The 13,836-nt window shown below is 62.8% G+C and carries 15 protein-coding genes; all 15 read right to left on the minus strand.

Annotation, left to right across the window (positions count from 1 at the left end):
- Position 1 precedes the first annotated feature (1 nt).
- The 15 genes from LMJ30_RS11195 to LMJ30_RS11265 all read right to left on the minus strand — a co-directional run bounded on the left by LMJ30_RS11195 (position 2) and on the right by LMJ30_RS11265 (position 13,831).
- The gene (locus LMJ30_RS11195) at positions 2–1,069 is read right to left on the minus strand and encodes a LytR C-terminal domain-containing protein (RefSeq protein ID WP_229432429.1); all 1,068 of its coding nucleotides are present in this window, start codon (positions 1,067–1,069) and stop codon (positions 2–4) included.
- Between the two features lie 11 nt (positions 1,070–1,080).
- Positions 1,081–2,022 (minus strand): type II secretion system F family protein, encoded by a 942-nt coding sequence (locus tag LMJ30_RS11200; RefSeq protein WP_229432430.1) that lies wholly within the window; start codon positions 2,020–2,022, stop codon positions 1,081–1,083.
- Between the two features lie 31 nt (positions 2,023–2,053).
- Positions 2,054–3,025, minus strand: coding sequence for a type II secretion system F family protein (locus LMJ30_RS11205; protein WP_229432431.1), 972 nt, complete (start codon positions 3,023–3,025; stop codon positions 2,054–2,056).
- Positions 3,026–3,034: 9 nt separating this feature from the next.
- The gene (locus LMJ30_RS11210) at positions 3,035–4,393 is read right to left on the minus strand and encodes a TadA family conjugal transfer-associated ATPase (protein WP_229432432.1); all 1,359 of its coding nucleotides are present in this window, start codon (positions 4,391–4,393) and stop codon (positions 3,035–3,037) included.
- Positions 4,375–5,625, minus strand: a complete 1,251-nt coding sequence (locus LMJ30_RS11215; RefSeq protein ID WP_229432433.1) for a CpaE/TadZ family protein — start codon at positions 5,623–5,625, stop codon at positions 4,375–4,377. Before LMJ30_RS11215 ends, LMJ30_RS11210 begins: the two co-directional genes overlap by 19 nt.
- Before the next feature lie 45 nt (positions 5,626–5,670).
- Entirely contained in the window at positions 5,671–6,132 is a 462-nt protein-coding gene (locus tag LMJ30_RS11220) for a TadE/TadG family type IV pilus assembly protein (RefSeq protein ID WP_229432434.1), read from the minus strand.
- Positions 6,129–6,584, minus strand: a complete 456-nt coding sequence (locus LMJ30_RS11225) for a TadE/TadG family type IV pilus assembly protein (RefSeq protein WP_229432435.1) — start codon at positions 6,582–6,584, stop codon at positions 6,129–6,131. The genes LMJ30_RS11220 and LMJ30_RS11225 overlap by 4 nt, the downstream gene beginning before the upstream one ends.
- A gap of 8 nt (positions 6,585–6,592) precedes the next feature.
- Positions 6,593–7,864 carry a pilus assembly protein TadG-related protein gene (locus LMJ30_RS11230; RefSeq protein ID WP_229432436.1) on the minus strand — a complete coding sequence of 424 codons (1,272 nt, stop codon included), beginning with the start codon at positions 7,862–7,864 and terminating at the stop codon, positions 6,593–6,595.
- An 11-nt stretch (positions 7,865–7,875) separates the two neighbouring features.
- Positions 7,876–8,157: a pilus assembly protein gene (locus tag LMJ30_RS11235; protein WP_229432437.1), complete on the minus strand. Its 282-nt coding sequence runs from the start codon at positions 8,155–8,157 to the stop codon at positions 7,876–7,878.
- A gap of 10 nt (positions 8,158–8,167) precedes the next feature.
- A complete protein-coding gene (locus LMJ30_RS11240; protein WP_229432438.1) occupies positions 8,168–9,652 on the minus strand; it encodes a type II and III secretion system protein family protein in 1,485 nt (494 codons plus the stop codon).
- 19 nt (positions 9,653–9,671) lie between these two features.
- Positions 9,672–10,493 (minus strand): Flp pilus assembly protein CpaB, encoded by an 822-nt coding sequence (gene cpaB, locus LMJ30_RS11245; protein ID WP_229432439.1) that lies wholly within the window; start codon positions 10,491–10,493, stop codon positions 9,672–9,674.
- A 1-nt stretch (position 10,494) separates the two neighbouring features.
- Positions 10,495–11,853 (minus strand): DUF8689 domain-containing protein, encoded by a 1,359-nt coding sequence (locus LMJ30_RS11250; RefSeq protein WP_229432440.1) that lies wholly within the window; start codon positions 11,851–11,853, stop codon positions 10,495–10,497.
- A gap of 56 nt (positions 11,854–11,909) precedes the next feature.
- Positions 11,910–12,488, minus strand: coding sequence for an A24 family peptidase (locus tag LMJ30_RS11255; RefSeq protein WP_229432441.1), 579 nt, complete (start codon positions 12,486–12,488; stop codon positions 11,910–11,912).
- A gap of 61 nt (positions 12,489–12,549) precedes the next feature.
- Complete coding sequence (locus tag LMJ30_RS11260; RefSeq protein WP_229432442.1) at positions 12,550–12,732, minus strand: Flp family type IVb pilin; 183 nt, start codon at positions 12,730–12,732, stop codon at positions 12,550–12,552.
- 412 nt (positions 12,733–13,144) lie between these two features.
- On the minus strand, positions 13,145–13,831 hold the full coding sequence (locus tag LMJ30_RS11265; RefSeq protein WP_371873012.1) for a LuxR C-terminal-related transcriptional regulator: 687 nt from the start codon (positions 13,829–13,831) through the stop codon (positions 13,145–13,147).
- Between the last annotated feature and the right edge of the window lie 5 nt (positions 13,832–13,836).

The following is a 13,836-nucleotide window of genomic DNA, read 5'->3' on the forward strand; positions in this document are numbered from 1 at the left end:
GTTAATTGTTGGTGGAGGGTGGCGTGACGGCGGAAGTCAGCATTGCGCCGGCGTGCATGGCGGGTTCATTGGAGAACGCCAGGTCAGCGTCTTTGCCCAGCACAAGGCGCACGTCGGTGCGCGCCTGGAGCTTGTCGGCCTGTTGCAGTACGCCTTTGCCGCCCAGCGTCGCCTGCAGGCTGCGCGCCTGCTGCTCGAAACCGGGCCGGAATTCGATACTGGTTTGCGCCCGCCCGAATGGCCTGGCGTTGGTGAGCCGCGTTACGGCCACGCCGCGCTTGGCGAGCGCTTGCCGGAAACGCTTGGCCATGCCGGCGACGCCATTGCCGTTGGCGATCTCGACCCGCGAATCCGGGGTAGTGCGGGCATCGGCAATGGCGGCACTCGCCGCAGCGATCGCAGGTGCGGCAGACTGCGCGGCCTGCGAGGGCGCCATCTTCAGCTCATACATGTTGGAGGCCAGCCGCACCAGTTGCATGCCGCCCGCGGGTGCGGCCGGTTCGATGGGAGCCGCAGCCACTGGCGCTGCGGCTGGTGGCGCGGCGGCGGCCTGGGTTGGGGCGCTTTCCGGCTTGACGGCGAGGTGCCGGACGTTTGCGCCTTCGGCCAGCGCAAGATTGTTGCGTGCGCGTTCGTTCGCCGGTTCCATCGCAAGCACCTGGCGGAACGAGGCCGCCGCCGCGCCGTACTCTCCCTGCAGGTAGTACACATAGCCCAGGTTGTTGCGGGGCTGGACCAGCGCCGGATATTCTTCGCAGACGGCCAGCAGCATCGCGCGGGCCTGCGGCAAGCGGCCCTGTTGCGCATGGATGAAGGCAGCGGCGATACGCGCTTCTGCCCCCGTGGGATTGCGCGCGATGGCGTAGTTGTACGCGGTCAGCGCAAGGGCCAGGTCGCCGTGGTCCTGGTGATAGCGGCCAAGCCTGTAGTAGCTCGACGCGACGTCGCTGCCCGAATGGCGAACCTGCTCGGCGGGCTGGAACATCATCTGGACGGGGGCGGGCAGGCTCGCGCACGAAGGCAGCAGGCATATGCCGAGAAGGGCCAATGCGATGGGCTGGTTAAGCATGATGCTTCCTTTTAGTTGGATCCGCTGAACGTCGGCAGCAGGACACGATAAATCTGGATAAACGCAGGACCCATCAGCACCACCAGCAGCGATGGGAAAATGAAGAAGATCAGCGGGAACAGCAGCTTGAGCGCGATCTTGGCGGCTTGTTCCTCGGCGCGCTGGCGGCGCTTGGTGCGCAGCTGCTCGGACTGCACGCGCAGCGAGGCTGAGATACTGGTTCCGAAGCGTTCGGCCTGGATCAGCATCGCCACCAGGGCGTCAACGTCCTCGACGCCGGTACGCATGGCCAGCCCGCGCAGCGCTTTTTCCTTGGTACTGCCGGCGCGCAGTTCTAGCGTGACCAAGTTCAGTTCGTCGCTCAAAATCCGGCTCTTCAGGCCGATTTCGTTGGCCACGCGCGCCAGTGCGGCATCCATGCCCAATCCGGCTTCCACGCACACTGTCAGCAGGTCCAATGCGTCGGGAAAGCTCTCGAAGATTTCGCGCTGGCGGCGCTGGGTCAGGTTTTTGAGGATGATGTTCGGCAGGTAGTAGCCGACCGCCGCGGCGCCCAGTACATACATCAGCAGTGAATTGGAGCCGAAGGTCGAACTCGAAATGCTTAGTCCAAAAAAGACAGCCAGCGGCAACCCGAGCGACAGGAAGGTTTTCGCGGCGAAGAAAATGATCGGCGCCCACGGATGTCGGAAGCCTGCATTCATGAAGCGGGCGCGGACGACGGAGGTTTCCGCCGCATCGTCTGGCAAAGACAGCTTGGCGATCGGCTTTGCCAACTCCACCACCTGCGTCATCCACGGTGACGGCCCGGTGGCGGCGGTATCGACAGTGGCGCCGACCGCGTCCAGCCGGCCCTTGATCGGCGTGGTGCCGGCCATTCGCAGTCCGGCCAACGCGAAGCCAAACACAATGCAGAAGATGAAGGCCAGGAATCCGATTTCCAGGATTGACATCGCAGTTGCTCCTAAATTGTGGTGCGCTCTCTCAGACGCGGATTTTGATGATCTTGCGCATTGCAAGTACGCCCATGAACATCATGAAAAGCGCAACCATGATCATCTTCTGCCCAGCCGGGTCGGTGTACAGCACCTCCAGAAATTTCGGGTTGGTCAGCTGTATCATCGCGGCAGCGCCGAATGGCAGCAGCGACAGTACCCACGCCGACATTTTTCCTTCGGCTGAAAGCACTCTTATCTGTCCGAGCAGCTTGATGCGGTCGCGGATGATCGTGCCGATGCTGTCGAGGAGTTCCGACAGGTTGCCGCCGGTGTCGCGCTGGATCAGCACCGCGATGACGAAGTAGCGCAGGTCTGTGCTTGGCACCCGGTTGGCCAGGTTCATCAGTGCATCGGGCATCGACACGCCGAAATTAACCTCATCGAAGGCGATCGCGAACTCGCCGGCGAGCGGATCCTTCATCTCGTCGCCAACCATCTTCAGCGCGGTCGGGAAAGCGTGGCCGGCGCGCAGCGCGCGGCTCATCAGGTCGAGCGCATCCGGTAGCTGCACTTCGATGCGATGGATGCGCTTGCTTCGTGCACGGGCCACCAGTTGCAGAGGCAACAGCGCAACGAGCGCTGCAACGACCAACTGGATCAGCATTGGAAAGGCGAACCATGTCCCCACTGCGATCGCGGCGGCTGCGCAGCCAAGGGAAATGGCGAGGAATTTCGCCACCGACCATTCCTTTCCCGACTGGAGCAACAGGCGGTCGAGCGCGGCCACATGCGGCATCGCCGACAGCAGCTTTAGCAACAAGGGGCTTGAGCTGAGCACCCGCTTCTTGGTGATCGACACCGCCTTGCCGCTGTGCGCGGCAGACATCACCCGCACCCTGCGCGTAAGCCGTTCGGCTTCCGGGCCTTTGGTCGAGTTCCACGCCAGGTATGCGCCCTCGACCAGCAGGACAACGGCGACGAAGATCAGCGTCGCAAAAAGGAAATAGAGCGAGTCCATGATGGCGGCCTATGAAAACTGGCGGGTTGGATCGAACAGGCTGTCGGGCACGCTGACGCCATAGGTGCGCAGGCGGTCGACAAAGCGCGGGCGCACGCCGGTGGCGCAGAAGTGCCCGAGCACCGCGCCGTTCTCGCCAAGCCCGGTCTGCTTGAACAGGAAGATCTCCTGCATCGTGATGACGTCGCCCTCCATGCCGGTGATCTCCTGCAGCGAAATAAGCTTGCGCTTGCCGTCGGTCAGGCGCGACACCTGCAGCACCACGCCAATGGCGGAGCTGATCTGCTGGCGCATTGCCTTCGTCGGCAGCGATGCGGCGGCCATGCTGATCATGTTCTCCAGGCGGGTGAGGGCGTCGCGCGGCGTGTTGGCGTGGATGGTCGCCATCGAACCTTCATGGCCGGTGTTCATCGCCTGCAGCATGTCGAGCGCCTCGCCGCCACGCACCTCGCCGAGGATGATGCGGTCGGGACGCATGCGCAGCGCGTTGCGCACCAGCGCGCGCTGCGTTACTTCACCCTGGCCTTCGATGTTCGGCGGGCGCGTCTCCAGACGCACCACGTGCGGCTGCTGCAGCTGGAGTTCGGCGGCGTCTTCGATTGTCACGATGCGCTCCTCGGGACTGATGAAGCCCGATATGACGTTCAACATCGTGGTCTTGCCGCTGCCGGTGCCGCCCGAAATCAGGATGTTGATTTCGGCCTTGCCCAAGCCTTCTAGGATGTCCGCCATCGCCTTCGTCATGCTCTTGAAGTTCACCAGGTCGGCGAGGCGCAGCGGATCGGCCGAAAAGCGCCGGATCGACATGATCGGCCCGTCGATGGCCAGGGGCGGAATGATCGCGTTGACCCGCGATCCGTCAGGCAGGCGCGCATCGACCATCGGGCAGGACTCGTCGATGCGGCGGCCCACGCGCGAGACGATCTTGTCGATGATCTTCATGAGGTGGGCGTCGTCGCTGAACCGGACGTCGGTCAGTTCCAGCTTGCCGCGCCGTTCGACGTACACCTGGCTGCAGGTATTGACGAGGATGTCCGATACGCTCGGATCGGCCAGCAGCAGCTCGAGCGGGCCGAAGCCGAGCATCTCGTTCTGGATATCGCGCGTCAGGTTGCGCCGTTCAGCGTCATTGATGGCGACAACTTCCTCGTCGAGCAGGTGCTCGACGAGCAGCTTGAGCTCATCGCGGATCTGGTCCTGGGACAGCTTCTGCAGGCTTTCAAGGTCAACCCGGTCGAGCAGCGCCTGGTGGATGTTGTGCTTGAGCCGCTGGTAGCCTGAATCGCCGAACGAACGCTGGGCCTGGGCTGCGCCCTGGGCGCCCGTGGTTGCAAGGCGATCCCGCAGGGTCACGATTTCTGCATCCATGGCTGTTTCTCCCCAAATGGCGCGGGTGCGCGGGTTTCAGTCGATGCTGCTGGCGCAGGGGCCGGCGTCTTTGCCGGCGCCTTGTTGAACAGTGTGGAGATCCAGCCTTTCTTGTCATTCATGGCGCTGCCGGCAAGCCCGATTGCGAAGCCCTTCAGGGACTTTGCGATCGGGCTGCCCTTGGCCAACTTGATGACGGGTACGCCCTGGTTGACTGAGGCTGCCGCTGCTTCGTAGTGGTTCGGGATCGACATGAAAACCGGCGTGCCGCAGGCCGATTCCAGGTCGCGCAGGCCGATGTCTCCCTTCTTCTGGTGTCGGTTCGCGATGACCTGGATTTTCTCCTTCGGATAACCCAGCGAGCGGAAAACCTCGATCAGCCGCTTGCCGTCGCGGATGTAGGGCAGGGTAGTCTGAAGGACAGGATAAATCGTGTCCGCCTGGTCCAGCGCGCGCACGCTGACCGGGTCGAGGCTGCGCCCTACGTCGAGGATGATGAAGTCGTAATGGCGGCGCGCCAGGCGGAGCAGCACGTCGATATGTTCCGGCTTGACGTCGCCCGCATGAACCGGGTCGTCCGGTGCGGCCAGCACCGAGAAGTTCGGCGTGATCGCCATCATGCTCGATGCGAGCAGTGATGCGTCGAGGCGGTGCATCTGCAGCGCGACGTCTGCCAGCGTGGCAAGCGGCTTGTGGTCCGCGACGAACAGCGAGGCATCGCCGAACTGCAGGTTCAGGTCGATCAGCGCCACGCGCTTGCCTCCCAATTCGGCCAGTGCATAGCCAAGGTTGGTGGCCAGGAAAGTGGCGCCGCTGCCGCCTTTGCACGACACGAAGGCCAGGACTTTGCCGTTGGCATGGGTGTGCTGCTGGAGTTTCTCTTCGATCCGGTCGACCGCCGCAAACATCGTGTCAGCAAGTGTGTCCGTGAACAAGACCTCACGCACGCCCGCGCGCATTGCCTGCATCATGAAAGCAAGCGACTGGGATTCGGCCACCAGGATGGTCGCCATGCGCGGATAGCTGGCGCCAAGCTGCTCCAGCAACGCAAGGTCGCTTCCTTGCGGCTCGTCGACCAGCAGGATGTCGGGCGCCCCTTGCGAAGCGCCGAAGTTCAGCCGATCGAGCGTGCCCGATACCAGTTCGACTTCGTCGTTGGCGCTGCGCTGGCGCAGCAGGCGCGCCAGTTCGAGCAGTTGTTTGTCTTTGCGGGATACCACGGTGATTTTCACGATAACTCCTCTTTTGCTGCGATAGTGGCCTTCTGGATCCGGAACTCATATGCACACTGGGTTTGCCACTTCCTCGCCAGCCTTGCCAAAGGCACTGCGCATGCTTTCGCGCGGCAGTGTGGTCGAAAATTTCGGCAAGACCGGGCTGAAATTAAAAAAAGGGATGTAGGTCGGTAAGGCGCCCGGTGCGTCCACCGTCACGCGTACTTGCCGGCAGGTTGTTGGGGGGCAGCCGCCTGGCTCGTACTCGACATCGATCTTGTCGGCGCTAAGAATTGGGAACAGGTCCGTCATGCGGCTTTTGATGGTGGCGTCATCCATATCGCACACCACGGCAAGGCGCGCGCCAAGGCGCGTCGCTTCGGTCGCCGCGTTCCAGTAGAAGGTGATGCGGCTGAACTCGATAATGCCAAACAGCAGGGTCAGGAACACCGTGGCAACCAGCGCGAACTCGATCGCGGCGACGCCGCGCTGGTACTTGAGCGGACGGAATGGGCGAGCGTTCATAGCACTTGCATCATCGTGACGTGAATCGGTGCGAACGTTACGTCAGGCACGAACGCCGGCGCCATGCTGGTGAAATCGAAGCCGTTTACCTCAACCCGTACCAGGTTAAGGGTGCCGCGCCCGGTGGATTGCTGGTTGTAGTCGGCGCTTGACAGCCGGTCGCTGATCGAGACATGGCTCGCGGTCAGGCCTGGCACCAGCGGCTTGTCGTCCGGTCCGCAAGCGAGCTTGCCGCAAACGACCAGTGCACGCGCCTCGTTCTTGCGCAGGTCGTCGCCGGGGGCGTATTGCGACAAATGGCGCGCACTGTCGCGCACGCTCTTTGCGATCGCATTGTATTGATACATCGCGCGACCGAACTCGGTGATGCCGAAAGCCAGGATTAGAAGCGGCGTCAGCACCAGTGCGAATTCGACAATGACCGAGCCGGCCTGGGCGTGGTGGTTTTTCACGCTGCCTCCTATTGCACCAGGGTGGGAACGAGGGGACCGGTGGTGCCGCCTGGCACACCGGCAGTACGGCAAGCGCTTCCCGGAACATTGGACAAGCCGCGCCACTCGAGGTAAATGTCACCGGTGGCGCCATTCGACATGGGGTTGAGCATGAGCACACAGGCCATGTCGAGGATTTTTACTTCCGCCGGCGACTTGCCGCATTCGATGACGGGCACCGAAATCAGCCTGCGCTCGCCGCCGTACGCCAAGTGAGCAGCCGACGAGATAGGCTGGCCATTGACCTTGTCGCCGATGTACAGCTTGTCGTCGAACGGACTGGCCGCCGCTTGCTGAAGGCGGTAATCGGCATACGCGCTGGTGCCCACCGGGATAGGGGGCGTCTTGCTTGGGTAGGAAAACCCGGTTTTGTCAGGCACCACTTCAGTTGGAACGAGGTCGGACGCGCCGCCAGGTGGGTTGATGCCGAAGCGCATATTCCACGCGCTTTTGGCGCCCTGTTTCACACCTTCTTCACGCACGTTGTCGCCGACTGCAATGCCGCACACGGTGCCATTGCCGAGCAATTGGTCGCGGACCTCGCTGGTACCGCCTGCGCTCGGCGTGAAGTCGACCCAGCGGAAATTGCCGGTGAGAGAATCATCGCCGTTCTGGCCGTGGTTGAACCTGGCCGTGATCCATTGACCGGTTGCGTAGCCATAGCCAGGCAGGGTTTTATCGATCGAGCAGATACCGATGGGCGAAGCATTGCACGCGGTCTGTCCTGGCGCCAAGGTCGCGACCGCCTGGGCCGCCACGGTGGTCGGCTGGAAGGTTTTCAGCACTTGCATTAGCCAGGTCGGAATGGCCGCCGAGCGGGTGTTGCACATGGCAAATTTGGAATCCGGGCTTGCGCCATCGGCGCGCGACAGATACGAAGCGTTGGGGCCGATCGCCGTGTTGAACTTGACGTCCTGCGCCTCGATTGCGACAACCTTTTTCTGGAAGTCGCTGGTGTTGCGGCCAGCGACATACATCCCCGCCGCTTCCGCGTCCTGCAGGAAAGCTGCAGGGCAGGGACCTGCATTGGTGTCGCACACCAGTTGATTGGCGGCGGCGAGGGCGCACGCATCGGCGGCGTTTTGCAGTTCGGTCTTGTTGACGAACAGGTGGCCCAGGTCGAGGACAAGGCCGCCAAAGCCGATCAGTACGGCAATCGACAGCGCGACGATAATCGCAATGACGCCGCGTTCGCGCCTTGGCCGGCGCGGCGTCTGGAGGGCGATCAGGCGAGTATCCATGATGGTGCTTGCTAGCGGTTGCCGGCGACGCCGATGGTGAATACGTTTTGCTGCGGCACCGGCGCGCGGAACGACTTCTGGTAGGCGTCGTAGCCGCTTTTGGCAGCCTTGCCGTCGATGCCCGAAACCGGGTCGGGGTTGATGCCGGCGGCCGGGTTCATGACCTGCTGCGCCATGGTCAGGCTGACGATGGCGCCCAGCGGCGGCGCAGGCTCGTTTGGCGGCATGGCGCAGCCAGCTGCCGACAATGCGGCGCCCAGGAGTACAGCGCGGGCAATCAGGTTGGTATGCATGGCCAGGCTCCTATTTCAGGTCGAATCCGGATGGCGGCGGCGCCGGCACGGCGCCGGCCTGTATCAGGTCGGTACGCGGCTTGCCCTCGATCTGCCCACCCAGGAAGAACTCCGAGCGGGTCGGTTCCGTGTATCCGTCGGTAGGCAGCTTGTAATCGGGCGGCAGCGGCTTGACCAGGTGCGGGGTAATGATGAACACCAGCTCCGAACGGTCGGTCTGGAAGTCGCTGCTGCGGAACAGCGCGCCCAGCACCGGCACTTCGCCCAGCAGCGGGAAAGCCTTGACGTTGGTAGTGACATTGTTCTTGATCAGGCCGCCGATGGCGAAGCTCTGGCCATCGAACAGCTGCACGGTGGTCGTGGCGCGCCGGGTGGTGAACGAGGGCAGGATGGCGGTGCCATTGACGCCGGTGGCGGTAATGCCGATACCTTCCTTGTTCAGGTCGGACACTTCCGGCGCCACTTTCAGGTTGATCCTTCCGCCTTCCAGGACAGTCGGGGTGAACTTGACTGCAATGCCGAACTCTTTTTCCGAGAGCGTAATCACCGGGAAGCCGTTGTTGTTGGTCTGGCTGACCGGGATGAAGATTTTGCCGCCCGCCAGGAAGCTTGCCTCCTGCCCGCTGATCGCCATGATGGTCGGCTCGGCCAGCACCTTGATCAGGCCATTGCGCTTTTGCGCATCGATGGTGACGAAATTGCCGGTTTTGCTGTTGAAGGCATCGAGCAGGCTCGGGTTGCTGCTCAGTAGGTTGGACAGGAAGCTGTAAGTCCAGCTGCCGTTGGTCCGGCTGGCGCCCATGCTGACCCCAAGCTGGTCGACGAGGGTTTTGGAGATCTCGGCGACCTTCACCTCCAGCATCACTTGCTGGGGCGCGGCCACGGACATCATGTTGATCACCTTGGCCTGGACCGCATCGTCCCCGGCAGCGCCCGCGGCGGCGCCACTGTTTTTGACGTAGGCGTTGGCCAGTGCAAGCATCTGGTCGAGCTTGACGGCATCGGACACTTCGCCAGACAGCACCAGCGTGTCGGCGGCAGCGGTGATCGTGACGTTTTTTTCCCCGGCCAGCAGTTGCCCGAAACGGGCATGCAGGCCGGTCGTATCGAGGCTCACCGCGATATCGATAATGGTTGCCTCGTTGGCCTTGTTCCAGAGGATCAGGTTGGTCGTGCCGACCGCTTTGCCGAGCATATAGACTTCGCTCGGGTTGAGCAGGATGACGTCGGCAACCTTGGCATTGCCGACTGACAGGCGGGTGGCCGGAAATGGCAGCCGCATCACGGTCGATTTGCCCTCGGCCAGGGCGACCTGTTGCGAGAGAACGGCCGCGCCGCCCGAGGGCACCGCCTGCGCAGGCTGGGCCGCCAGGCGGGTCCGGCTTTTAGCCGGGGCTTCCTTTGCAGCGGCGGGGACGGCTGCGAAGGCGCAGGCGCATATGAACAGCAACGCCAGCGTGCCCTTGGTTCCTGCCTGAGTCAATAATGTGCGCATCGCGCTTCTCCCGTTTTTATTAGAATTTTTGGACCGTGCGTTCAAGGCCCTTGATGACATCGACCTGGTGGGCCGGACGCATCATCGTGACCTTCCGCACCACAGGCCGGGGGCGCAGGACAACGGGACGTGTGACACCGAGCAGCGCGTTCTTGGTAGCGCCGTCGGTCTTCACGGGGTCCGGGTCGATCTGGTTGCGCAGCACCAGCGACAGCGTGCCGACGCTGCGGGCGAGGTCCAGCTTCTCGGTCTGCTCCGGCGACAGTTCCAGCGTCACTGCATTGACGACTTTTGGCTTGGTGTCGTCGCGGTTCGGGTCCTGCGCGATGGCCAGCACCAGGATGCGTTCGAGGACGATCTTCGAAATCGAGACCTCCCGCGCACCATCCTTCCTGGCCGATTCCTCTTGGGTGTTGACGAGAATGTCGACGAAATTGCCTGGCAGCGCAAAGCCTGCCACGCCCACCACATCGTTGACGCGCACCGTCATCGCGCGCTTGCCGTTTGCGACGACTGCCGACAGTCCGCCTTGCGTGCCGGGCGGCGCGAGTTTTGCTTCCATGATCGGTTCGCCGCGCTGGATGGTCGAACGGGCGACCCGCGAGTCGAGCAGCTTCGGATCGGTAAAGGCGCCCGGCGGCATGGCCGATGCCGGCCAGTCCACCATACGGATCATCTCGGGCGTGATGCGCGAGCCGAGGCCGATGTCGACCATCGCCACCGCGGCCTTCGAGGTGTTGCCGGTTGCCCTGGCGTTAATCCAGCGTGCCGCGGCGAAAACGGCGCCGACGGCGAGCACCAGTGCCAGTGCGAGCATGATGAGTCCACGTGTGTTCTTCATTTCAGTCACCTTGGGTTTGCGACGAGCGGTCGGGGGTGCCGGGCGCCGTATGCTGGGCGCCGGTAAAGTAGTTGTTCCATGCCCAGCGGATCGACGCAGGCGTCAGCAGGGGGACTTCGCCCTCGTATGCGCCCTTGTCGCGCACCTGGGACAGCAGGTCGCGCGGATAGCAGGCCAGCAGGGGGCGGTCCTCGCGCAGGTGATGTTCGCGCACGAGGTAGTCGAAGGTCTCGCCGCACCACGCGATGCCATAAGCCTCGCATGCGCGCATGAAGATGCTGCGATAGTCGTTCTCCACCATCGGGCCGACGTGGATCTTGTAGCCGATGCGGCGCAGGAACGCGCCGTCGCCCAGCTCCGCCGGCGGCAGGTTTGACGAGAACACGACGATGACGTCGAACGGCACCTGGAACTTGTACCCGGTATGGAGCGACAGGAAATCGACCTTGCGGTCCATCGGCACGATCCAGCGGTTCAGCAGGTCGGTCGGGGAGCAGCGCTGGCGTCCAAGGTCGTCGACGATGAAGATGCCATTGTTGGCTTTCAGGTGCGGCGGCGCCTGGTAGTAGCGGGTGGTCTCGTCGAACTTCAGGTCGAGCATGTCGAGCGTCAGTTCGCCGCCGGTCAGCACGGCGGGGCGGCGGCAGGCGATCCAGCGCGCATCCTTGGCCAGGCGGCTGTGGAACACGTCGTCAGGCGTGCCGCTGCCTTCGGGTTCGCGGTGCACCACCGGGTCGTACATCTGGATGACTTCGCCGCCAACGTACAGGGCGTGCGGGACGCTGGTCGCACCGCACAGCAGCCCGGCCAGGCGCTCGGCCAGGTAGGTTTTGCCGCTGCCTGCAGGACCGTGGATAAACATGGCGCGGCCCGAGTTCATCGCCGCGCCCAGCTGGTCGAGCACGCCGGCGCTAACCACGATGTCGCCGAACTCGGCCAGCATGGCGGCGCGCGATATGCGCATCGACGCGACGCTGCGTGCGCGGATCTCGGTGCTGTAGGCTTCGAGCGTCACCGGGGCCGGTCCTGCGTAGCCGCAGCGGTTCAGGTATTCGACGCCGCGGGTGCGTCCGAGATCGGTCAGCTTGTAGGAGATGTCGGCGTCGGTGCCGGTGCTGCCGATGCGGGTGACTTCGCAGAGCTTTTCGGCGCGCATGAAGGTGATCATGGGGTCGAGCACGCTGACGCTCAGTTTCAGATGACTGGCCAGTTCGACCAGCCGCACGAGCCCGCGCAGGAACAATACCTTGACCGCCAGCTCGACCAGGAATACGAACGGCAGGCCGGTTTCATTGACCGTGCGCGGCGGGCGCGGTGTGAACGGGGCGGCTGCCGCGGCGGCCGCAGCAAACGTCTCCATACGTTCGGCTCTTGATTCGGTCAGCATATCCGTGTCATCCATGGGAAAGGGAGGCGTCAAGGACGCAGCATGAAAATCTGTACGGCAGTTCCTGCGGCGATGGCGACCGCATAGGGCAGTTTGCCGACCGATGGCGGCGCGGGAAGCGCTTCTGAACCGGCGCCGCCCATGCGTCGGATGTCCCGTTGGATCAGCATGGTGCGCAGGTTGCCGACCAGCTGCGGCAGTGCGCGCTTGTAGGCGCTGGCGGCGAGTGCGAGGATGCCACCCGCGATCATGGTGGCCAGCACCGCGCTGAATCCGGCCCCAGGGCCGAGGAAAGCCCCGACCATTCCCATCAGCTTCACGTCGCCGGCGCCCATCGTCCGCATCGCGTAAAGCGGCAACAGCGCGGCGATGCCAACCGCCAGCCCGAAGAGGGTGAAGGCAACGCCCTGGCCGAAAGGCGATAGCACATGGTGCGTGATGGCGAATAGCAGGCCGAGTGCGACCAGCCAGTTTGGTATGCGATGTTCGCGAATATCGAACGTGGTCGCCATAACGATAATAGCCATCAGAATTGCGATATGAAATTCGAGCGTGTAACTGCCGAAAAACTCGACATTGCCTTGGACGATATGGATGAAATTCGGCATGATGTGGCTCACAGGTTTCGGCACGCCCGGTGCGCAAGCATGAGCACCGGGCTCGGCTGGCTTAAGGTGCCGATGCGACCGCGGCCGACAGCTTGGTCGATACTTTCGTGAACACCGAATTGAGGTCGACCCCGACCTGGGTTACGGTGACAATGATCGCGACGGCAATCAGCGCCGCAATCAGGCCATATTCGATTGCCGTCACGCCGTCTTCTTCCTGCATAAAGTTCTTGATGAATTTCATGATTTTTCCCTTCAGGTTTAGGTCGATGGATGGTTTATTAAATTTCAGCGCTGGATCGGATCGCTGGCCGGGCCACTACGTGAACGCGATGACCGCGAGGACGCAGATGACTGCCACGAGTGCCCACGCAAGGGCGTGTTCATACATGGAGCCCCCGGCCTTACCATTCAAAAAATCGACGAGCGCGGGTGGCAGGAAATCGGGGAAGTACATGGTGGCTTTCCACGGTTCTGCTACACATCGATCGGGATTTCGTCCGGCGTTCAACTCCGGCGCTGATGTCTAACTGTAGGCGCGGACGCGAAACGGGGCATCTCACAAACGCACTTTTTTGGGTGCGACATTTGTGCTGATTTTTGGGGTGTGAACCGTGACAAGTGTCACAGCATCAGGGAGTGCAGCTGTCCTGCGCTTAGCCGGCAACAGCTGAGATATGGTGTCTTACAGCGTAGACGTACAGTTCGAGACGGTTGTTCACCCCGAGCTTTTTGTAGATCGACACGAGGTAGTTGCGCAGGGTGTGCTCGGAAATGAACAGGCTCTGGGCGAGGGCTTTGTTGGTCATGCCGTTACCGGCAATGATCGCATCGACGATCTTGCGTTCCTTCGCCGTCAATGAGGCCAGCTTTTCAAGCTCAGGATTTTTTTTCGTCGCGGCGCGCTGGTTCGTAAACGCGCCGAACACGCGCGCCATCATTTCGTGGTCTATCCAGAGTTCGCCCTGGTGCACTTTCTCGATGGCGCGCAGCACCACTTCTGCCGGTGCGTCCTTGCGCAAGACGCCCCTGGCGCCGGCCAGGATCGCGCGGTCGAGCGTGGCCTGGTCGCGCATGCCACTGAACACCAGTGCCCGCGACACCCCGCTAACCAGCAGCGCCGGCAGGAAGTCGAGCGAACAATCGCCATTCAGGTCGATATCGAGCAGGATCACGTTTGGAGAGAAGCGCGCCGCCTGCGCCAACGCTTCCTCACGGTTGCTGGCGCAGGCGACGACCTGCATGCCGGTGCGCTCGCCGCCGATCAGGCGTTCAAGGCCCCACAACATGGTCTTGTGGTCGTCGACCAGCATTACGCTGATGGGGCTCGATGGCACGGGCATCATCG

Origin of the sequence: Massilia agrisoli, assembly GCF_020831365.1 — a bacterium.
GTDB lineage: Bacteria > Pseudomonadota > Gammaproteobacteria > Burkholderiales > Burkholderiaceae_D > Telluria_A > Telluria_A agrisoli.